Below are 19,085 nucleotides of genomic sequence, written 5' to 3' on the forward strand. Positions count from 1 at the left end.
GGACGCCCGCCCCCGCTGTGGTATACTCTGGGCGATGAGTGTGCGCACCCTCCGCCGTGCGCGGGCCGCCGCGGCAGCAGGCCCGGGCGCGGCCGCCCTGATCCTCGCCGCCCTCCTGCCGGGCATCGCCGCGGGGGCGGCGATCCCCGCGCCGCCGGCGGGGGGCGGTTCCGCCTCTTCACGGCAACCGGGGGTCGTTGCCGTTCCGCCGTCACCGCCATCCCCGACGCCGTCCGTTGTCCCCTCCCCGCCGCCGCTCGAGACGCAGGGGGCGTCCACGGAGTTTCTTCTGCGCTGGGACCGGCGGTACCGGCTCGTGGATCCGGAGGTGGATCCGTCGCGCCGCGGCGCCTCGAAGGATTTCGCACGGGGGATCGCCGAGCTCAAGAAGGCGATCCTTACGGGCATCCCCGACGAGGGGATGTACTACCGTCTCGGCTACTGCTACGAGAAGCTGGGGGATCTCGAGCGGGCGCTGGACGCCTATCGGCGCGCCGCCCCGGACGAGGCGCCTGAAGGGGACGGAGAGTTCGCCTGCGCGCTCGCCTATCGGCTCGGTCTCGTGCTCGCTCGGATGGGGAAGCACGCGGAGGCGGCGGCGGAGTTCGAGAAGGCGCTCGCCTGTCCCGCCCTGGCCGCCGCCGCGCGCAACAACCTCGGCAGCTGCTACCGCGTCCTCCACCTGAAAAGGAAGGCGATCGATGAGTTCGAGGCCGCCGCGGCGCTCGATCCGCGGATGGCCGAGGCGCACCTGAACCTGGGCATCACGCAGGCCGAGCTGGGGCGGACCGATGCCGCCGTGGAATCGCTCCGCAGGGCGCTGGGGCTGGACCCCCGTCTTCGTGGCGCGGCATACAGTCTCGGCGTCGTGCTCGCCGCGCGGGGCGACGCACGGGGAGCGGAGGAGGCGCTGAGGGCGGCCGCCGCGGCGTTCCCTGACGACGAGAAGACGCACCTCGCCCTCGCGCGGCTCTACCTCGATTCCGGACGGAAGGAGGAGGCGCGGCGCGCCGCCCGCAGCGCCTTCGCCCTCATGCCGGTGCTGCGGGCCGAGAATCTCGACCTCGACACCGCCCTCGGCGGGGAGGCGCCCGCCCCGGCCGCATCCCCCGCCCCGGGGCGGGAGGAGGACGAGGAGCTCCTCGGGCGGGCGCGCGCCGCCGTCGCGGGGGGGGACCGGGCGGAGGCGGAGCGCCTCTTCTCGGCGCTGCTGAGGCGGAACCCGTCCTCCGCGGCCGCGTGCCTCGGCCTGGCGTTCCTCAGCGAGTTCTCCGGTTCCGAGCGCTACGGCGCGGGGTTCCCGGAGGAGCGGTGTATCGGCTACTACCGCAGGGCGCTGGAGGCGCAGCCGGGGATGAGCACGGCCTGGTTCGGCCTTGGGAATGTCTACGAAAAGATCGGCAGGCACGCGGAGGCCGCGGATGCGTTCCGGAGGGCGGGGGAGCTCTCCCCTGAGATGCGCTTCGCCTGGTACAACCTCGGCGTCTGCTACATCCGCCTCGGGAAGAGGGAGGAGGCGGAGGCGCAGTTCCGCAGGGCGCTCGCGCTCGACCCCGCGTTCGCCGACGCCCGCTTCCAGCTCGGCGAGGTCCTCGCGTCGCGTCGCGACTACGGGGGGGCCATCGCGGAGTACGAGAAGGTGATCGATCTCGTCCCCTCCCACGCGGATGCGCACTACAGCCTCGCGCGGATCTGCCACCGGGAGGCGGCCGATTCGAAAGCGGCCGCCGAGCATTACCGCGCCTACCTGGAGCTGCGGCCGGACGCGCCGGACGCGGCGGAGGTACAGGGCTGGATCGAGGAGATGGAAGGGGGGGGCTGACCGGCGCGCGGCGCCTTCTCGGCGGCGGGCCGGGGGCGGCGCGGTGAACGGGTGGGCGGGCCGGGCGGCACTGTGCGATAATGGGGGAGACGGGGGAGGGCGGCCGCATGGGACGGAGCGGGATCCGGAGGAGTCGGGGGCGGGCCGGGGAGGAGCCGGAACGCCGGGCCACGCCGGTCCTGTACCTTTCCCTGACCGCCGCCGTCTCCGCGCTGCTCGCCGCGGCCGCCGCGGGCCTCTGGCTTCTGCTCGCCCCGCATCTCGCCGCATGGCACCCGTCCGCCGCGGCGGCCTCCTGGTGCGCGCTGGCGGCGCTCGCCGCCGCATGGGGCGCGTACATCGCCGTCGAGGGGCTCTCCGCCGGGCTTGGGAAGGACCTTCTGGGGCGGGCGCCCGGGGTCCGGCGGGCGCTCCTGGGCGCGTGCTACCCGCTTTGCCGCGCGGCGGGACGCCTCCTCGGCCGCTCCGCCGAAGCGGTCGGGGCCTCGTTCATCGCCTACAGCAACGCCCTGGCGGTCCGGGGGGCGGCGCGTCCGGGAGGCGGGGGCCTGCTCGTTCTTCTTCCCCGCTGCCTCCAGCGCGAGGGGTGCGCGCAGGCGGTCAGCATGGATGTGCGGAACTGCCGCCGGTGCGGCGGATGCGATCTCTCGAACCTCGTGCCCCTGATGGAGCGGTACGGGTTCCAAATGGCGGTCGCGACCGGCGGGCGGCTCGCGCGGGCGCTGGTGCGGGACCTGAAGCCGTCCGGGGTGATCGCGGTCGCCTGCGAGCGCGAACTGCTCGAGGGGATCGCGGGCATCGGGGGCATTCCGGTCCTCTGCATCGCCAATCGCAGGCCCGAGGGGCCGTGCAGGAACACGCGGGTGGACCTCGAGGAGTTCGAGTCGGCGGTGCGTCGTCTCGCGGAGAGGTGAGGAGGGCGTGAACGAGGTGAAGGGGATCGAGTTCGTCGCGGGCGGCGCGGAGCTGCTGCCGCGCGTCCGGCCGCTCTGGGAGGAGCTCAATCGCCACCAGCGCGGGCTCTCGACGCACTTCGCGGACAGGTTCGCGGGATTCAGCTTCTCGTTCAGGGAGGCGGCGCTCCTCGAAAAGGCGCGCCGCGGCGCCGTGCGGATAGAGCTGGCCGTCCTCCCCGGAGTCGGGGACGCGGCCTACTGCGCCGGTTCCGTCCAGTCCAACGGGGACGGGGAGATCGACTCGCTCTTCGTCGACGAGCGATTCCGCGGGCGCGGGATCGGAAGCGAGCTCGTGCGGCGGGCGCTGGACTGGATGGACGGGGAGGGGGCGCTGGCGCGGTCGGTCGTCGTGGCGGAGGGAAACGAACGGGCGCGCGCCTTCTACGCGAGGTTCGGCTTCCTCCCGTTCAGCGTCACGCTCGCACGCAGGGATCCGGCGAGGCGCGGTTGACGAGGCGAGGGCCTTCCGCCCCGCGCGCGCCGCGGCGGGGGGCGTGCGTGCGCCGGTTCCGGGCGGCGGCACGGAGGCGCGCCTCGATCGGCAACCGATCGCGCCGTTATTTATCCTTGCCGGTCGGCGGGGGTATGCGATAATGTCCCTTGCGTCATGCACCGGGTCACCTACTCCAAAGAGGGGCTGATTAGGTTCATCTCCCACCTCGATCTCATCAGGCTCTGGCACAGGGCGTTCAGGAGAGCCGGCCTGCCGGTGAGGATGTCGCGCGGATTCACGCCGCATCCGTCCGTGTCGTTCGGCCCGCCCCTGCCGCTTGGCGTGGCGGGACAACGGGAGATGCTCGACGTCGCGTTCGACGTCGGCTGCGACCTCTCGGGGGCGCGGGAACGGCTTCAGCAGGCCCTCCCCGCCGGGGTTCGCGTCGTCGAGCTCCGGCCGGTCCCGGAAGACGGCCCGTCGCTCTGCGCGGAACTGGATCGCGCGACGTACGAGGCGGAGCTGTGCGGCGCCGAGGCGAACGGCGCCGCGGAGAAGATCGCGGCCGCGCAAGCCGCCGCGAGCATCGTCGTGAAGAAGCATACCGCGAAAGGGGAGCGGTACCGCGACATACGTCCCCTTGTGCACCGGCTCGAATGCGGAGAAGGCCCCGGGGGCACCGTCCGGCTCACCTGCACGGTCGGCGTCGGGGACAAGGGGAACCTGAACCCGCACGAGCTTCTCGAGGCGCTGCTCGGGGTGCCGGCGGAGCGCGCGAGGGAGATCCCCGTCACGCGCACGGCGCTCCACACGAGCAGGGACACGTCACAGGACAGGCCGCGCGGGCCTGCGTTGAAGAGGCGGTGACCGGACACGCGGCCGCCGTCGGAGCCACCTGATGCAACGTACGTTCGGAACGGTGACAGGGCGCGAAAGCGGCGGGGGCCGGGACACGGCCGCCCGGCCGCCCTGGGAGGCGATCCTCCCGGTCTTTCGGCGCGCCCGCCCTCTCCGCACGGCTCCGTGCAACGCGTCGCGCGGACCGGAAAGGATCCAGTTCGATGGACCGGCAGATCATCATCAGCGTCGAGCCCCGCGAGACCCGCGTGGGCATACTGGAGGACGGCAAGCTCCAGGAGATACTCATCGAGCGTGCGCAGGAGAAGACGCTCGTCGGCAACATCTATAAAGGGGTGGTCCGGAACGTCCTCCCGGCGATCCAGGCCGCCTTCGTGGACATCGGGCTCGATCGCAACGGCTTCCTCCACGCCTCCGACATCACCAGCGAGGTGGCCGCCTGCAGGGAGATCGCGGGCGAGGAGGTCGAGGGGATCGAACTCTCCCCGAGGGAGCTGAAACGGGAGCCGATCGACACGCTGATCCAGAAGGGCCAGGAGGTGCTGGTCCAGATCATCAAGGAGCCGATCGGCACCAAGGGCGTCCGCCTCTCCACCAACCTCTCCATAGCCGGCCGCTACCTGGTGATGATGCCCGGTGCGCGGCAGATCGGGATCTCCCGGCGCATCGAGGAGCAGGCGGAGCGCCGCCGGCTCCGGCAGATCCTCCGCGAGATTCAGCCCCCCCACGACGTCGGGTTTATCGTCCGCACCGTCGGCCAGGGCGCATCGCGGGAGGAGTTCGAGAAGGATATCCGCTACCTCACCGACCTCTGGCGCGGCATCCAGCGGCAGGCCCCGCAGGCGGCCTGTCCCTCCCTCGTGCACGAGGAGCTCAACCTCGTCCTCCGCGTGCTCCGCGACTCCCTCACCGAGGACGTATCGAAGATCGTCGTGGACTCCAAGGACGAGCACGCCGCCATCGCGCGCTTCGTCGACGCCCTGATGCCGAACATGGGGGCGAAGATCGTCTACCACGGCGACCGCGACCATGTCTTCGACAGTTACGGGATCGAGAAGGAGATAGAGAAGGCGCAGCGCCGGAAGGTGTGGCTCAGGTGCGGCGGCTACCTGATCGTCGACCAGACCGAGGCGATGGTGGTCATCGACGTGAACAGCGGCCGGTGCCTGAACAAGCGCAACATCGACGACACCATCCTCGAGACCAACATGCAGGCGGTCGAGGAGGCTGCGCGCCAGATACGGCTCCGCAACATCGGGGGGATCATCATCATCGACTTCATCGACATGCATTTCCGCAAGCACCAGCGGATGGTCGAGAAGGCGATGGAGCAGGCGGTGCGGCGGGACAAGGCCAAGACCAACATCTTCTCCCTGTCGCCGCTGGGGATACTCCAGATGACGCGCGAGCGGGTGAAGGAGAGCCTGAGCGAGGCCGTCTACGAGGCCTGCCCCTACTGCGGCGGCGGCGGCAAGGTCAAGTCGGCGGAGAGCATGAGCATCGAGGTGCAGCGCCTGGTGAAGCTGGCGCTGCGCGGGACCCGAAGGTTGCGGCGGCTGCCGATCCGCGTCCAGGCCCACCCGAGCGTCTGCCGGCTCCTCGAGCACGGGGACCGGGAGGCGCTGCGGGAGCTCGAGGAGCACTATCGCGGGACCGTCACGATCGAGCCGAGGGAGGAGTTCCACATCGAGACGGTGAAGCTCGTCAACGAGCGGACCGGGAAGACGCTGCGGGAGGAGTAGGGCGCTCAGGCCGCCCGGACGAACGCCATCACGATCTCGAACAGGATGAGCAGCACGATGATCAGTTCGAGCAGGTTGGAGCGCATGTTGTAGGCGCGCATCGTGAGGGTGTCGGAGATTTCGCCTAGCGCCGCGAGCTTGCGGTCGAGCCCCCGCTTCCATTCGTTGAGATAGAGGCGCGCGCCGATGGCGCGGTGCACCCGCGCGGCGTAGAGGGTGTCGATCGCCTTGAGCGAGTTGTCGATCTGGTCGGTGAGCCAGACGACCTCCGCCATCAGCAGCATCGTGCGCTTGGAGAGACGGCGCACCCCCGTCCCGACGAGGGTCGACCCGCGCCCCCCCTCCCGGCGGATGTCGCGTTCCAGCGCGTCCAGCTCCCCGTCCAGCCACCAGTCGTAGTACCGCATCTCGAGGAGCTGGGTGTTGGCGAACTCGATGATGTGGATATGGTCGGTGTGCTCCTCCCGGTCGTAGATGAACGCCCGGTCCCAGTCCACCACGAGCAGGTCGTCGGGGTAGTAGGAGATGCGGTTCGAGAGGGCGTTGGCCGTCTCCTGGGCGCTCAGCGGACGCTCCTCGGCCCTGAGGATCCTCGCGATCTCGTCTCCGTGCCGTTCGATCAACTCCTGTTCGGTCAGCGGCTCGTCCAGGCGTGTGACATGGATGATGGTATAGTCCTCCACGAGGTCGCTCTCGATCGGGCGGTGGAGGGCGGGGGCGACGATGCCGCGCACCTTCCGGAGGTAGTGCGCCGAGAGCGCGGGGAACGGCCCCTCCTCGGAGAGCTCCGCGGAGAGGGCGGCGAGCGTCTCGAGGCCGCCGTGGAACGGCAGCGAGAAGCGGAGGCTGACCACGCCGTAGTCGAAGACGCGCGCCTGCACCGACACGGACACGGCCGCATGGCGGAGCCGCACCTTCTCCTCGCCGAGCCGGATGATGAGCGGCAGATTCTCGAAGCGGAGGTAGTGGCTCCTGGAGCGGCGCATCGACAGGACCCCCTCGGTCTGCTGCGCGCTGAGGAGCCTCTCGAGCGTGTCCACCTTCACCGCGTAGGCGAGCTCGTGGCAGTAGAAAAGATGTACGGCGCCCCTGACGACGGGGCCGCGGCCGCGCGTGGTCATTCGTCTCCTCCAACGATACAGTATACCAGAGTTCAGGGAGGGGGGCGTCTCCGGAAGGCCCGTATTGCGGGGGCCGGCAGTCCGTGCTACATTGAAAAACAAAGGGAAACGTTCGATGCCGCGTCTGCAAAAAGTCCTCCTCATCGTCGTCGCCTGCGTCCCGTGGGGCGCCCCCGCCGCCGGCGCGCCGAGGGAGCTTCTCCGCTTCGAGCGCGGCGATTCGTTGGAGACGCTCCGCTTCAAGATCAGGCACAACGGCTACTCGTTCACGGTCGGCCGCACCTGGGTCTACGATCTCTCCCCGGATGCGCGGGAGGCGATGCGCGGCCGCCGTCCGGGCGCGGTCGTCGCCTCCGCCGCGGACGACATCGGCCCGCTGGCCAACCGCCTCGGGGAAACGCTCCCCGAAAAGTTCGACTGGCGCGACCTCGCCGGACGCTCCTACATAGGCCCGATCCGGAACCAGGGGACCTGCGGCTCGTGCTACGCCTTCGCCGCGGCGGCCGCGGCGGAGGGGACGTACAATTTCGCCCTCGGCATGTACGACGGCGCCTGCGTCGATTTCTCCGAGGCGTTCATCGTCTGGTGTCTCGGCGCACTGCCGGAGTACCAGACCCACCTCTACGGCTGCGGCGGCGCCGATTACAAATACGCGGAGCTCGACGCCCTCACCCGCGAGGGGATTCCGTTCGAGTCGGTGTTTCGGTATGCCGACGAGGATTCGCAGGCGTGCCCCGACGCGGCCCGTGCCGCCCCGCGGGCGGTGTTCAAATCCTGGCACCGGATCACCAGCGGCGACATCGAGGCGATCAAGACCGCGATAAACGCCTACGGCCCGGTGGACGCGGCGGTTTTGACGAACGATGCGTTCCTCGCCTATACGGGAGGCGTCTACGATGACGCCAACACCGACTGTCCGGATGGCGACCAGACGGAGACGGACCACGCGGTCTCGCTTGTGGGATGGGACGACAGCCCCCCGGATGGCGGAGGGGGATACTGGATCCTGCGGAACTCGTACGGACGGGACTGGGGCGAGGACGGCTACATGCGGATACGCTATGGCGCCGCGAGGGTCTCATGCGCGGTCAGCTACCTTGTCTACGACGCCTCCGCGGGCCCGGTGCCCACGCCGGTCCCTCCGGTGCTCCTCTCATGCGCCCCCGACCCTCCCACGGTGGGAGCCCCGTTCACCGTCGACGTGACGGTACAGCCCTGGTCGGGGCGGACGGTGGATGCGTGGGCGGTCATTTTCAGTCCGCAGGGCGCCGTCTACTCGTTCAATCCCGCCGATCCCGCCTCCCTCCTGAACCGTGCCGCGCCGCTGGCCGTCTCCATCCCGGGGCTCGCGGGCGCGTATTCGCATCGGCTGCTCGCCCTGACCGTCCCGCAGGGCGTTTCCGGGGGCTACCGGATCGTCGCCGGGCTCGTGCCGGCGGGCGTGGCGCCGACCGGTCCCGAGAGCGCGGTCGACGGCTATCTGGCGCAGCGGGAGATCGTCGTCCCCTGATGCGCGGGAGCTGACGCGCCGGATCTCCTCGCGTCCCGCCGCGTCGGAGCGCCGCCGCCGGCGGAGACAAGCCCGATGGAGCGGTTCGCCCTCGCGCGGTGCCTCCCCGCCACTCTCGCCTGCGCCGCGCCCGGCCCGCTCCGATGCGTCCGAGAAACCGATCATGCGGCCGGGGATCGAGATTCCGCGCCGATGGATGGAGGAGGACCCCGCCCTCCCCGAGGCCTCTTCCTGCTCCCTCCGGTGGCGGAACCTCGGCCGCGGCGCCCGCCGCCTCGAGGGGGGCGGGGTGAGCGCCGTGAGCCCGCGCACCCCCTCGGGCGCCCGCGCCTGCATCGGCTCGGTTCACCGCGCCGCGTTCACGATGCGCCGAATCGGCGCGGTTGATTCAGGGCGGCGGGTGTGCTACAAAAGGGCGAGCAGCAACCGGGAGGTTTGCCATGGCGGTGCGCGCGTACATATTCGTGGAGGTCACGCAGGGCAAGGCGCTTGAGATCAGGGACCGGGTCGCGGTCATCCGCGGCGTGAAGGAGGTGCACTCGGTCACGGGCCCCTACGACCTGATCGCCCGCGTGGAGGGGGACGACATCGGGATGCTCGGGGAGTTCATCGTCTCGCAGATACAGAACGTCCCCGGCGTGGTGCGGACGCTGACGAACATCATCGTGGAGTGAGGGGGAACCGAGGCGGTGATACCAAGCGGAGCGGTGCGGATGACAAAGATCGGATCGGTTCGGATGGCGGCCGCGGCGCTGCTGCTTTCGGGGGCGGGCCTGTGCTGCGGGTGCGACCGGCTGCAGGGGGTGCTCGACTCGCTCGGCGGGGTCTTCGGGGGCGCGGCGGCGTCGGGGAAGAGGAGCGCGCTCGCGAGCGATCATGCGCGGGTGCTGCGCAGGTTCGGGGAGCCGCGCGAGAAGATCGGGGTGGGGAGGAAACCCCGCACGGAGAACGGCATCAGCCACGACCGCAAGTGGAACTACTACTACCCCTCCCGGCCCGGCGCCAAGCCGGTGATGCGGACCGTCTACTTCCTGAACGACCGGTGCGTCGGCTCGGTCATCCACCAGCCCGACGGAAAGATCAGGAAGGAGACCCTCCGGTTCAGCTACTGAATCCGGCCGTCCGGGCGTCCCCCGCCGCGCGCGCCTACTCCACCATCCCCGCCGCGTCCAAGGCGCGCTCCCCCTCGACGATCTCGGCGTCGCTCGGGGCCTCGGACGGCGGGGGAGGGAGGGGAGGCGCGTCCGCGGGGACGAGCTGCGGTTCGGGATCGGGGGGCGCCCCGGCGGGCAGGGCCACCTGCTCGGTCACCGTCTCCACTCCCGGCGGGGGGACCAGCATCTGCCCCATCGCCTCCACCTTCACCTTCCGGTCCTTCTTCTTCCCGTCCGCCCCGAGGAAGGTCAGCTTGATCGAGTCCTTCAGCATCGAGGGGATCCGCACCGCGAACGAGCCGTCGGCGGCGACCATCCCGGCGGCGCTCTGCTTGGTCTTCTTGCTCTGCGCCATCACCCGCACCGGCGCCAGCCCGCCGATCACGGTCCCCGGCGCCCCTTGGACGACGACGAACCCCTGCGCGTCGATCGGGCTCACGGCGATGGTCTCCTTGACGATTTTGATGTCGACCCCGCCGGCGTGCGCGGCGCCGGCGAGGAGGAGAAGAACGGCTGCTGCTGCGATCGTCTTCATGCGGTGCGGCCCCCTCGTGTTGTCCGGTTTCCCAGAGCAGTATACCCGAGCCCGCGCGCGGAGGGCAACGGGGAACGGCGACCCCTTCGGCGCCGCGGACGCGTCGGCGCGCGGGGTTTCCCACGGCGCGGTTGCGTCTGCCGCTCGCAGGGCATATACTACCCCCCGCTGCGCAACGGAAGGAATGCGAAATGGACACGCTGAAGACGAAGGCGGTGGGGCGGATCGAGGAGGCGATGCGGGGCGTCGAGGATGGGTCGCTGCGGCACCGGATCTTGAAGAGCGCCAAGGAGTTCAAGGTTTCATGGGTGGAGCTCGGCAGGGCGCTCTACACGGCATGGAAAGACAAGCTGTTCAAGTCGTGGGGCTACACGACCTTCGACGCCTACACCGCCGGGGAGATCGGCATACGGAAGGCGACGGCGCTGAAGCTCCTCAAGTCGTACTACTTCCTCGAGAAGGAGCGCTCGCCGTACCTCGACGAGGAGTACCTGGACTCCTCCGAGGCGGTCAGGGTGCCGCCGGTCGAGTCGATCGACCTCCTGCGGCGCGCGAAGGAGGGGAAGAAGATCGACGAGGAGGATTATGCGGCGCTGCGCTCGTCGGTCTTCGAGAAGGGGAACGACCCCGGCGACGTCAAGCGCGAGCTCACGCGGATGATCACGCAACGGCGGGAGCTCGATCCCGACGAGGCGTTCGCGACGCGGCAGCGGGCGGCGCTGAAGCGGCTTCTCGGGACGCTCCGGTCGCTCGCTCGGGAGGCGGAGGTCTCCACGCTCCTCTCCGCGGCGCTGCTCCGGGAGATCGCGGGGCTTGTGCAGAGACTCGAGGCGGAACTCGGCGGCGCGGCGGGACGGGGGGAGGAGCGATGAAGGACCGGACCGCGACCGTCGCGGCGCTCAAAGGGGCGGTGGCGCGCTTCATCCGCGCGCGGGAGTGGGAGCAGTTCCACTCGCCCAAGAATCTCAGCATGGCGGTGAGCATCGAGGCGGCCGAACTGATGGAGCTCTTCCAGTGGATGGAGGTGGAGGAGGCGCGGCGGAAGGCCGCCTCCCCGCGGCTGCGGAAGAGGATCGAGGAGGAGATCGCGGATATCGCCATCTACACCCTGAGTCTCTGCCACGCGCTGGGCCTCGATCTCTCCTCGTGCATCGAGAAGAAGATCGTCAGGAACGAGAAGAAATACCCCGTCGAGAAGTGCAGGGGCAGGTACTGAGACGCGTCGGGCCTGTCGGGCACGGCCCTTTTCCATACGCCTCTTTCCCGCGGTATACAGGCGCACACCATTCTTCTTCCCACCGGCCGCACCGTCGAATTCCGCTCCCAAACGACATATCGACATACCGGGAGAACGACATACCGGAATTGGAAAAATACTGATTTTTCTCGTTGACATAGTGGGGGGACTACTCTATATTTTGGCGCAGAGTGGTGAGAAGTGGAGTAAAGTGGTGTAAGCGCTTCTAAGCCCGAGGTGTCAAGACAATGTTCTACGGCCAGTTCAGACATTCGATTGACAGCAAGGGACGCCTGATCATCCCCGCCAAATTCAGGGACGCGCTCCGCGAGAATTACATCGAGAAGTTCTGGGTGACCCGCGGCATCGAGCGCTGCGTCTACGTCTACACCCCGCGCGAGTGGAACCTCCTGATGGCGAAGTTCAAGGAGCTCTCCCTCACCGCCGGGAAGGCGAGGGACTTCCTCCGGGGCATGGTCTCCAACGCCTCCGAGGTCGAATGCGACAAGCAGGGGCGGATCATGCTCCCGCAGAACCTCCTCGCGCTCGCCGGGATCACCCGGGACGTGGTGGTGGCGGGGATGCTGAGCAGGTTCGAGATATGGGACGAGGCGAGCTGGAAGAGGTACGAGGAGGAGCGAGGGGAGAACTTCGAGGAGATCGCCGAACAGCTCAACGCGCAGCTCGATGCGGCGCGGGGGCTGTGAGGGGACCGGGCGGGGGGACGCGCACGACGATGCATGCGGCGACGGGATCGACGGTGTTCGGGAAGCTGGAATTCGGGAGGGGGGTTCTGATGAGACCTGCTCGAACGAGAAGGCCGCTTGCCGAGAAGATCCTCTTCTGGTGCCCCAGACTCGCCTCGGCGCTCACCGCGGCATGCGCGAAGGATGCGCGGCGGGGGGGGGGCGACGCGGGGACGCTGGCGTCGATGATGGCCGTGAGCGGGAGCATCGACCGCGCGGGGCGGGCGAGGAACTACTACCGGTTCTACATCCGCCCGATGGCCTGATGGATGCGCCCCACCTTCCGGTGATGCGGGAGGAGGCGCTGCGGTTGCTCGGCCTCCGGCCGGGGATGCGCGTGGTCGACGCGACGGTGGGGTGCGGGGGGCACGCGGAGGAGATCGCGAGGCGGATCGGGCCCGGCGGGGTGTTGGTGGGGCTCGATTGGGACGGGGAGGCGCTCGAGATCGCGCGGAGGCGGCTCGAGAAGGCGGGCCCGGCGGTGCGGTTGCACCGGCGAAGTTTCGCGGAGCTCGCGGCGGTGCTCGCGGAAGAGGGGATCGGGGAAGCGGACGCACTGCTCTTTGACCTCGGGGTTTCGAGCTTGCAGCTCGACACGGCGGCGCGAGGATTCGGGTTTCGCGCCCGGGGACCCCTGGATATGCGGATGGACCGGCGCCGCGGCGTCACCGCGGAGGCGCTCCTCAGGGAGAAGGATCCGCGGGAACTGGAGCGGATCTTCAGGGAGTACGGCGAGGAGACGCTGGCGCGGCCGATCGTTCGGGAGTTCCTCAGGGCGGGCGCGCCGCGCGACACGGAGGCGCTCGCCGGGATCGCGTCGCGGGTCTACCGGCGCTTCGGGAGGAAGGGCGCGATCCATCCGGCGACGCGGATCTTTCAGGCGCTCCGGATCGCGGTGAACGACGAGCTCGGCGCCCTCGCCGCGGCCCTGCCGCAGGCGGCGGCGGCGGCCGCGAAGGGGGCGCGGATCGTGGTGATCAGCTTTCACTCGCTCGAGGACCGGATCGTGAAGAGGGCGTTCGCGGAGGGGGCGCGCGGGTGCATCTGCCCGCCGGGATTGCCGGTCTGCGGGTGCGGCGCCGCGGCGGCGCTGCGGCTGATCACGCGCAAGCCGCTGCGGCCGACAGCCGAGGAGACGGCGGCGAACCCGCGGGCGCGGAGCGCGCGGTTGCGGGCGGCGGAGAAGCTGTAAACGGCGTTGAACGCGCACACGGGGGCAGGCCGGGATGGACGGAAGATCTTTATCCGCATCCATTGAAGAGACCAGGAGCTGCGCGGTGCAGCTCGTCAATGATGCACCTCCAACCCTAAAGGTCCCTGCCGTCGCCGGTCCTGCTCCCGGCGCGTTTTCGGATTCCGCGGCTCGAGGCGGGGAGGGCGGAGCGATGCAGCGGGTCCTGATCGTCGACGACGAGCCGGTCGTGAGGAGGCTCATCGGGATATACCTGCGCGGGCGCTTCATCGTGGAGGAGGCCGAGGACGGCGAGAAGGCGCTTCGCAAGGCCGCCGGCGGCGGGTACGACTACGTGATCACCGATGTGCAGATGCCGCGGATGGACGGTCTGCACCTGCTCGGGGAGCTCAAGCGGATCTGTCCGCGCACCTCGGTCATCGTGATGTCGGCGCTCGGCGAGCTCTACGCCGAGTCGGCGATGGAGCGCGGCGCGCAGACGGTCATCTCGAAACCGTTCGTGCGGGACACGATCCAAACCGCCCTGCAGTGCGCCTGAACGCGGCGCGCGGCGGCGGAGGAGGAGCGGGGATGAGGAAGAGGAACCGGAGGCTCAACGAGGGGTTCTCGACCGCCGCGCTCACCGGCAGATGGATGCTCGTCGCCGTCATCGCGGTCTCGTTGTCGCTCCTCTACGTCTGGCAGCATGTGCAACTGGTGCGCACCGGGTACGCCATCAAGAGGATGGAGCGGGACCTCGAGAAGTGGCAGAAGGCCAACGAGGCGCTCCACCTCGCCAACGAGCGGCTGAAGAACCCGCAGCGCGTCGAACAGGCGCTCATGCACAACAAGCTCGGCCTGGTCTTTCCGCAGGCCAAGGATATCGTCCGGCTTCGCTACCCCCGCCATTCAAAGGCATACGGGAGGGATATATCGGGGAGCGAAGGGGGCACCGACACTCTTCTGAGCTATATGAGTGGCGGGGGCAGCGCGGCCGGACGGCACAACAGCTAGTGGCGGTCGCCCCGCCTCCAGGGGCGGGGGTGCGAGGCGCACCCGTTGTGGGGCGGGGGCGCGTCGGCGGACGCGAAAAGGCGAGTGTGCGGTGAGCGGGAACCGGTATCGGCTGAAGTCGTACTCTGTCTACGCGGTGTTCCTCCTCTGCTTCGCCGGCCTCTACGCCCGCCTCTACGTCCTCCAGATCGTCAACCACCGGGATCTGTCCACGCGCGGCGAGCAGCTCCACCGCTTCAACGTCAAGATCCAGCCGCGCCGCGGCACCATCCTGGATCGGGAGGGCCGCCCCCTCGCCATGAGCGTCAGCGTGAAGTCCGCCTACGCCGTCCCCGAGGTCATCGAGTCGCCCGCCGAGACGGCCGCGCTCATCGGGGGCGCGCTCGAGATCCCCCCGGCCGAGATCCTCGAGAAGCTCAACAGAAAATCCAGGAAGTTCGTCTGGCTCGCCCGGAAGCTCGACGGGAGGGCGGCGGAGCGGCTCGAGGCGCTCGGGCTCGAGGGGGTCGGCTTCCGCGAGGAGGTGCGGCGGGTCTACCCCCAGGGCGCCCTGCTGAGCCACGTCCTCGGCTTCGTGGATATCGACAACCGCGGGCTCGAGGGGCTCGAGCGCCACGCCGACGCGACCCTGCGCGGGCAGGCGGGCTGGATGGCCTCCTACCGCGACCGCAAGGGGCGGGAGATCATGACCCTCCGGCGGCGCGACGTGCAGCCGATCGACGGGGCCGACCTCACCCTCACGCTGGACGTGGTCATCCAGCACATCGTCGAGAGCGAGCTCGAGAACGGCTGCCGCACCTTCAACGCCCAGGCGGGGTGCATCATCGTGATGAACCCGCAGACCGGGGCGGTGCTCGCGATGAGCAGCTGGCCGACCTACGATCCGAACCGCCCCGCGGAGTACCCCCCCGAGGCGCGCCGCAACCGGTGCATCACCGACGTCTTCGAGCCGGGTTCGACCTTCAAGGTCATCACGGTGGCCACCGCCCTGGACCGGGGCGTTGTGGCGATCGACGACAAGTTCTTCTGCGAGAACGGCGCCTTCAGGGTCGGGAGGCACACCCTCCACGATGTGCACGCCTACGGGACGCTCACGACCGCGGAGATCGTGAAAAAGTCGAGCAACATCGGGGCCGTGAAGATCGCGATGGTGCTGGGGGAGGAGCAGCTGTACGAGGGGATACGGCAGTTCGGCTTCGGGTCGCCCACGGGGATCGGCCTCCCGGGCGAGGTGGCGGGGATACTGCATCCGCTGTCGACATGGTCCGGCCTCTCCATCGCGGCGGTCCCGATGGGGCAGGAGATCGGCGTGACGCCGCTCCAGCTCGCCTCGGCGGTCGCCGCGATCGCCAACGGCGGCCTGGCGATGAAGCCGTACCTCGTCGACTCTGTCCGGGACTCGTCGGGGCGCGTCGTGAAGACGTTCGCCCCGGAGGTGCGCGGGCGGGTGGTGCGCGAGGCCGCGGCGAAGCTGCTGTCGGAGGCGATGGAGGGGGTGCCGACCCGGGAGGGGACCGCGCCGAAGGCGGCGCTGGCGGAGTACACGGTCGCGGGGAAGACCGGGACCTCGCAGAAGGTCGAGCCCACCGGGCGCTACTCGCACTCGCGCTTCATCGGGTCGTTCATCGGGTTCGCCCCTTCGCGGAACCCGGAGGTGCTCGTGCTCGTCGTGCTGGACGAGCCGAGACCGGTCTACTACGGCGGGTCGGTGGCGGGCCCGATCTTCAAGGAGGTCGCGGGGAGGGTGCTCAAGTATCTCGGGGTGCCGCCGGACAAGGAGACGGACGGGAAGATCGAGGTGGCGATGGGGAGGCCGCGCTGAAAATCGATCAGAAGGCGACGGGGAGGGGGCGGAACAGGTGAAGCTGGGCGAGCTGCTGGCCGCCGTGCCGGAGTGCCGGGTCAGGGGGGGGCGCGACGCGGAGATCGCGGGGCTGAGCCTCGATTCCCGGACGGTGCGGGAGGGGTTCCTCTTCGCCGCCCTCCCCGGCGCCCGGAGGGACGGCTGCGACTTCGTGGAGGACGCGGTGAGGCGGGGGGCGGCGGCGGTGCTCGCGCACCGGGAGATCCCCATCCACGGGCGCGTCCCGCTCGTCATCGCCCCCGACAGCCGGGCGGCGCTGGCGAGGATCGCGGACCGGTTTCACGGAAGCCCTTCACGCGAGCTCGCGGTGACCGGCGTGACCGGCACGAACGGGAAGACGACCGTCTGCTACCTCGCCCGTTTGATCCTCGATGCGGCGGGACACAAGACCGCCCTCCTCGGGACCGTGGAGTACCTCCTCGGGAAGCGCTCCATCCCCGCAGAACGCACGACGCCGGAGTCCCCGGCGCTCCAGGCGATGCTGCGGGAGGCGAAACGGGAGGGGTGCGACGGGGTGGTCATGGAGGTCTCCTCGCACGCGCTCGCGCAGCGCCGGATCGACTGCGTGCGGTTCGCCACCGCGGTCTTCACCAACCTCGGGCGCGACCACCTCGACTACCACGGCTCCCCGGACGGCTACTTCGAGGCCAAGGCGTCGCTCTTCGCCGCCCCCGGCCTCGGCCGCGCGGTGGTGAACGTCGACGACCCGCGCGGCCGCCTCCTCGCGGAGCGGAGCGCGGCGCCGGTGATCGCCTATGGGACCGGCGAGCGGGCGGCGCTCGCGGCGCGGGCGATCGAGACCGGGCCGCGCGGCAGCGGGTTCCAAATGGAGTACGAGGGGCGGCAGATGCCGGTCCGCCTGCCGCTCATCGGCCGGCACAACGTGCTCAATGCGCTCGCGGCGGCGGGCGTCGCCCTGGTGGCGGGGGTCGAAGCGGAGGCGGCCGCGGAGGCCCTCTCGAGGGCGGACCGGGTGCCGGGACGGCTCGAGGAGGTGCGGGGGAAGCTCCCGTTCCGTGTCTTCATAGACTACGCGCACACCGCCGAGGCGCTCGAGTGCGCCCTCGCCGCCGCCCGCGGGGCGGGCGGGGGGAACCTCATCGTCGTCTTCGGCTGCGGCGGCGACCGCGACCAATCGAAGCGCCGGCCGATGGGACGAACGGCCGCGCGGCTGGCGGACGCCGCGATCATCACCACGGACAACCCGCGGGGCGAGGACCCGCTCGAGATCATCGCGGAGATCAGGCGCGGCTTCGAGGAAACGGGGAAACGCCCGGTCACGATCCCGGACCGGCGGGAGGCGATCGCGGCGGCTTTGGCGGGGGCGCGGGCGGGCGACGTGGTGCTGGTGGCGGGGAAGGGGCACGAGCGCACCCAGGAGATCGGGTCCACGGTCGTGCCGTTCAGCGACCGCGACGTCATCGCGGAACTGGCGGGGCCGGGCGAGTGATCACGCGGGAGGAGAGGCGGGCGGGGCGGCCGGAGTGGCGCGGCCTGATCGGGAGGAGCGAGCTCCGGATGGAACCGATGCGCATCGACGAGGTGCTCGAGGCGACGGGGGGGGCGCTCGCCGCGGGCGAGGCGGAGGGGGCGGTCGGCGCGGTGTGCATCGACAGCCGCCGCGCCCGGCCCGGCGGCCTCTTCATCGCCCTCAAGGGCGTGCGGTTCGACGGGCACGACTATATCCCGGAGGCGCTCCGGAAAGGGTGCCGCGCCGTCGTCTTCTCGTCTCCGGACGTTCCGGCCCGCACGGCCGCGCGCGGGATCGCCTTCATCAGGGTGGCGGACACCCTCGACGCCTTCGCGCGGATCGCGCAGCGGCACCGGAGCCGCTTCGAACTGCCGCTCGTGGCGGTGACCGGCTCCAACGGCAAGACGACGACGAAGGAGATGATCCGCGCGATCGCCGCCTCCCGTTTCTCGGTTTTGGCGAGCGAGGGGACGTTCAACAACTTCGTCGGCGTGCCCCTGACCCTCCTCAGGATCGAGGCGTGGCACAGCCTCGCGGTCCTCGAGCTGGGGATGAACGCGCGGGGGGAGATACGCAGACTCGCGGAGATCGCGGCGCCCGATGTCGGGGTCGTGACGAACGTCGGGCCCGCCCACCTCGAGTTCCTGGAGACGCTCGAAAACGTCGCCGCCGCCAAGGCGGAGCTGCTCGATGCGATGGCGGCCCCCGGCCGCGGCAGGACCGCGGTGCTCAACCTCGACGATCCGCGGGTTGCCGCGATGGGCGGGCGCGCCGGCCTCGCGGTGAGGACCTTCGGCCTCAGGGAGGGGGCGGACGTGCGGGGCGAGGCGGTGCGCGCCGTGGAGGGGGGGGTGTCGTTCCGGATGCGCTTCATGCGCGCGGGGCGGGCGCTGGACGCGACGCTCCCGGTCCTCGGGCTCCACAACGTCTCCAACGCCCTGGCGGCGGCCGCCGTCTGCGAGGTGCTGGGGATGGAACCGGAGGAGATCGCGGCGGCGATGCGCGGGGTGCGGCTGCCGCCGATGCGGATGGAGCCGCTCTCACGCGGGGGGGTGGCGTTCATCAACGACGCCTACAACGCCAATCCCGCCTCGATGCGGGCGGCGGTCGAGACGCTCGCGGCGACCCGAACGAGCGGCAGGAGGATCCTGGTGGTCGGGGAGATGCTCGAGCTGGGAGCGGCCTCGGAGGAGGCGCACCGCGGCATCGGGACCCTCGCCGCGGAGCGGGGGATCGACGCCCTGATCGCCGTCGGGCCCCTCGGCGCCTCCGCCGCCGACGCGGCGGCGGCGGCGGGGATGCCCGCCGCATCCGTGGCCCGCTGCGCCGGCGTCGGCGAGGCGGCGGAGGCCCTCCGGGCGATGGCGCGGGAGGGGGACGTCGTGCTGCTCAAGGCGTCGCGGCGGGTGGGTCTGGAGAAGATGCTGGAGGGGTGGCGGCGGTAAGGCGCA

Annotated in this window: 20 protein-coding genes; 18 read left to right on the forward strand and 2 right to left on the reverse strand. The window is 70.4% G+C overall.

Features of this window, described 5'->3' with window-relative positions:
• Nucleotides 1-34 precede the first annotated feature (34 nt).
• The 5 genes from GXY35_10635 (at nucleotide 35) to GXY35_10655 (ending at nucleotide 5,811) form a co-directional block, all read left to right on the forward strand.
• Nucleotides 35-1,822, forward strand: coding sequence for a tetratricopeptide repeat protein (locus tag GXY35_10635; GenBank protein ID NLW95033.1), 1,788 nt, complete (start codon nucleotides 35-37; stop codon nucleotides 1,820-1,822).
• Between the two features lie 107 nt (nucleotides 1,823-1,929).
• On the forward strand, nucleotides 1,930-2,736 hold the full coding sequence (locus tag GXY35_10640; GenBank protein ID NLW95034.1) for a DUF116 domain-containing protein: 807 nt from the start codon (nucleotides 1,930-1,932) through the stop codon (nucleotides 2,734-2,736).
• Between the two features lie 7 nt (nucleotides 2,737-2,743).
• The gene (locus GXY35_10645) at nucleotides 2,744-3,229 is read left to right on the forward strand and encodes an N-acetyltransferase (GenBank protein NLW95035.1); all 486 of its coding nucleotides are present in this window, start codon (nucleotides 2,744-2,746) and stop codon (nucleotides 3,227-3,229) included.
• 156 nt (nucleotides 3,230-3,385) lie between these two features.
• Nucleotides 3,386-4,078, forward strand: coding sequence for a DUF2344 domain-containing protein (locus GXY35_10650; protein NLW95036.1), 693 nt, complete (start codon nucleotides 3,386-3,388; stop codon nucleotides 4,076-4,078).
• Between the two features lie 194 nt (nucleotides 4,079-4,272).
• The gene (locus GXY35_10655) at nucleotides 4,273-5,811 is read left to right on the forward strand and encodes an Rne/Rng family ribonuclease (GenBank protein ID NLW95037.1); all 1,539 of its coding nucleotides are present in this window, start codon (nucleotides 4,273-4,275) and stop codon (nucleotides 5,809-5,811) included.
• Nucleotides 5,812-5,816: 5 nt separating this feature from the next.
• Here GXY35_10655 and GXY35_10660 read toward each other — a convergent pair whose 3' ends face one another.
• On the reverse strand, nucleotides 5,817-6,932 hold the full coding sequence (locus GXY35_10660) for a hypothetical protein (GenBank protein NLW95038.1): 1,116 nt from the start codon (nucleotides 6,930-6,932) through the stop codon (nucleotides 5,817-5,819).
• Between the two features lie 115 nt (nucleotides 6,933-7,047).
• On the opposite strand from GXY35_10660, the gene GXY35_10665 reads away from it, so the two are divergent.
• The 3 genes from GXY35_10665 to GXY35_10675 all read left to right on the forward strand — a co-directional run bounded on the left by GXY35_10665 (nucleotide 7,048) and on the right by GXY35_10675 (nucleotide 9,554).
• Nucleotides 7,048-8,442: a hypothetical protein gene (locus tag GXY35_10665; protein NLW95039.1), complete on the forward strand. Its 1,395-nt coding sequence runs from the start codon at nucleotides 7,048-7,050 to the stop codon at nucleotides 8,440-8,442.
• Nucleotides 8,443-8,882: 440 nt separating this feature from the next.
• Nucleotides 8,883-9,116 (forward strand): Lrp/AsnC family transcriptional regulator, encoded by a 234-nt coding sequence (locus GXY35_10670; protein ID NLW95040.1) that lies wholly within the window; start codon nucleotides 8,883-8,885, stop codon nucleotides 9,114-9,116.
• A 39-nt stretch (nucleotides 9,117-9,155) separates the two neighbouring features.
• Nucleotides 9,156-9,554 (forward strand): hypothetical protein, encoded by a 399-nt coding sequence (locus GXY35_10675; protein ID NLW95041.1) that lies wholly within the window; start codon nucleotides 9,156-9,158, stop codon nucleotides 9,552-9,554.
• 34 nt (nucleotides 9,555-9,588) lie between these two features.
• On the opposite strand, the gene GXY35_10680 is transcribed toward GXY35_10675, so the two are convergent.
• On the reverse strand, nucleotides 9,589-10,131 hold the full coding sequence (locus tag GXY35_10680) for a hypothetical protein (GenBank protein NLW95042.1): 543 nt from the start codon (nucleotides 10,129-10,131) through the stop codon (nucleotides 9,589-9,591).
• A 191-nt stretch (nucleotides 10,132-10,322) separates the two neighbouring features.
• On the opposite strand from GXY35_10680, the gene GXY35_10685 reads away from it, so the two are divergent.
• The 10 genes from GXY35_10685 to GXY35_10730 all read left to right on the forward strand — a co-directional run bounded on the left by GXY35_10685 (nucleotide 10,323) and on the right by GXY35_10730 (nucleotide 19,079).
• Complete coding sequence (locus GXY35_10685; protein ID NLW95043.1) at nucleotides 10,323-11,003, forward strand: hypothetical protein; 681 nt, start codon at nucleotides 10,323-10,325, stop codon at nucleotides 11,001-11,003.
• Nucleotides 11,000-11,347: a nucleotide pyrophosphohydrolase gene (locus tag GXY35_10690; protein ID NLW95044.1), complete on the forward strand. Its 348-nt coding sequence runs from the start codon at nucleotides 11,000-11,002 to the stop codon at nucleotides 11,345-11,347. Before GXY35_10685 ends, GXY35_10690 begins: the two co-directional genes overlap by 4 nt.
• A gap of 269 nt (nucleotides 11,348-11,616) precedes the next feature.
• Nucleotides 11,617-12,075 carry a division/cell wall cluster transcriptional repressor MraZ gene (mraZ, locus tag GXY35_10695; GenBank protein ID NLW95045.1) on the forward strand — a complete coding sequence of 153 codons (459 nt, stop codon included), beginning with the start codon at nucleotides 11,617-11,619 and terminating at the stop codon, nucleotides 12,073-12,075.
• Between the two features lie 89 nt (nucleotides 12,076-12,164).
• A complete protein-coding gene (locus GXY35_10700; protein ID NLW95046.1) occupies nucleotides 12,165-12,380 on the forward strand; it encodes a hypothetical protein in 216 nt (71 codons plus the stop codon).
• A complete protein-coding gene (gene rsmH, locus GXY35_10705; protein ID NLW95047.1) occupies nucleotides 12,380-13,306 on the forward strand; it encodes a 16S rRNA (cytosine(1402)-N(4))-methyltransferase RsmH in 927 nt (308 codons plus the stop codon). Before GXY35_10700 ends, rsmH begins: the two co-directional genes overlap by 1 nt.
• Nucleotides 13,307-13,499: 193 nt before the next feature.
• Nucleotides 13,500-13,844, forward strand: coding sequence for a response regulator (locus GXY35_10710; protein ID NLW95048.1), 345 nt, complete (start codon nucleotides 13,500-13,502; stop codon nucleotides 13,842-13,844).
• 32 nt (nucleotides 13,845-13,876) lie between these two features.
• Nucleotides 13,877-14,299, forward strand: coding sequence for a hypothetical protein (locus GXY35_10715; protein ID NLW95049.1), 423 nt, complete (start codon nucleotides 13,877-13,879; stop codon nucleotides 14,297-14,299).
• 91 nt (nucleotides 14,300-14,390) lie between these two features.
• Nucleotides 14,391-16,121 carry a penicillin-binding protein 2 gene (locus tag GXY35_10720; protein NLW95050.1) on the forward strand — a complete coding sequence of 577 codons (1,731 nt, stop codon included), beginning with the start codon at nucleotides 14,391-14,393 and terminating at the stop codon, nucleotides 16,119-16,121.
• 37 nt (nucleotides 16,122-16,158) lie between these two features.
• Nucleotides 16,159-17,613, forward strand: a complete 1,455-nt coding sequence (locus tag GXY35_10725; GenBank protein ID NLW95051.1) for a UDP-N-acetylmuramoyl-L-alanyl-D-glutamate--2,6-diaminopimelate ligase — start codon at nucleotides 16,159-16,161, stop codon at nucleotides 17,611-17,613.
• Nucleotides 17,610-19,079 carry a UDP-N-acetylmuramoyl-tripeptide--D-alanyl-D-alanine ligase gene (locus tag GXY35_10730; GenBank protein NLW95052.1) on the forward strand — a complete coding sequence of 490 codons (1,470 nt, stop codon included), beginning with the start codon at nucleotides 17,610-17,612 and terminating at the stop codon, nucleotides 19,077-19,079. Before GXY35_10725 ends, GXY35_10730 begins: the two co-directional genes overlap by 4 nt.
• The last annotated feature ends 6 nt before the right edge of the window (nucleotides 19,080-19,085 follow it).

It is taken from the genome of Chlamydiota bacterium (genome assembly GCA_012729785.1).
Classification (GTDB): Bacteria; Auribacterota; Tritonobacteria; order UBA1439; family UBA1439; genus UBA1439.

What these genes read in the sequence shown, in the direction of transcription:
- GXY35_10685 (NLW95043.1), top strand. Translation starts at nt 10,323, where the DNA reads ATGGACACGCTGAAGACGAAGGCGGTGGGGCGGATCGAGGAGGCGATG.
- GXY35_10665 (NLW95039.1), top strand. Translation starts at nt 7,048, where the DNA reads ATGCCGCGTCTGCAAAAAGTCCTCCTCATCGTCGTCGCCTGCGTCCCG.
- GXY35_10655 (NLW95037.1), top strand. Translation starts at nt 4,273, where the DNA reads ATGGACCGGCAGATCATCATCAGCGTCGAGCCCCGCGAGACCCGCGTG.
- GXY35_10640 (NLW95034.1), top strand. Translation starts at nt 1,930, where the DNA reads ATGGGACGGAGCGGGATCCGGAGGAGTCGGGGGCGGGCCGGGGAGGAG.
- GXY35_10635 (NLW95033.1), top strand. Translation starts at nt 35, where the DNA reads ATGAGTGTGCGCACCCTCCGCCGTGCGCGGGCCGCCGCGGCAGCAGGC.
- GXY35_10680 (NLW95042.1), bottom strand. Translation starts at nt 10,131, where the DNA reads ATGAAGACGATCGCAGCAGCAGCCGTTCTTCTCCTCCTCGCCGGCGCC.
- GXY35_10670 (NLW95040.1), top strand. Translation starts at nt 8,883, where the DNA reads ATGGCGGTGCGCGCGTACATATTCGTGGAGGTCACGCAGGGCAAGGCG.
- rsmH (NLW95047.1), top strand. Translation starts at nt 12,380, where the DNA reads ATGGATGCGCCCCACCTTCCGGTGATGCGGGAGGAGGCGCTGCGGTTG.
- GXY35_10700 (NLW95046.1), top strand. Translation starts at nt 12,165, where the DNA reads ATGAGACCTGCTCGAACGAGAAGGCCGCTTGCCGAGAAGATCCTCTTC.
- GXY35_10675 (NLW95041.1), top strand. Translation starts at nt 9,156, where the DNA reads ATGACAAAGATCGGATCGGTTCGGATGGCGGCCGCGGCGCTGCTGCTT.
- GXY35_10690 (NLW95044.1), top strand. Translation starts at nt 11,000, where the DNA reads ATGAAGGACCGGACCGCGACCGTCGCGGCGCTCAAAGGGGCGGTGGCG.
- GXY35_10650 (NLW95036.1), top strand. Translation starts at nt 3,386, where the DNA reads ATGCACCGGGTCACCTACTCCAAAGAGGGGCTGATTAGGTTCATCTCC.
- GXY35_10715 (NLW95049.1), top strand. Translation starts at nt 13,877, where the DNA reads ATGAGGAAGAGGAACCGGAGGCTCAACGAGGGGTTCTCGACCGCCGCG.
- GXY35_10660 (NLW95038.1), bottom strand. Translation starts at nt 6,932, where the DNA reads ATGACCACGCGCGGCCGCGGCCCCGTCGTCAGGGGCGCCGTACATCTT.
- mraZ (NLW95045.1), top strand. Translation starts at nt 11,617, where the DNA reads ATGTTCTACGGCCAGTTCAGACATTCGATTGACAGCAAGGGACGCCTG.
- GXY35_10710 (NLW95048.1), top strand. Translation starts at nt 13,500, where the DNA reads ATGCAGCGGGTCCTGATCGTCGACGACGAGCCGGTCGTGAGGAGGCTC.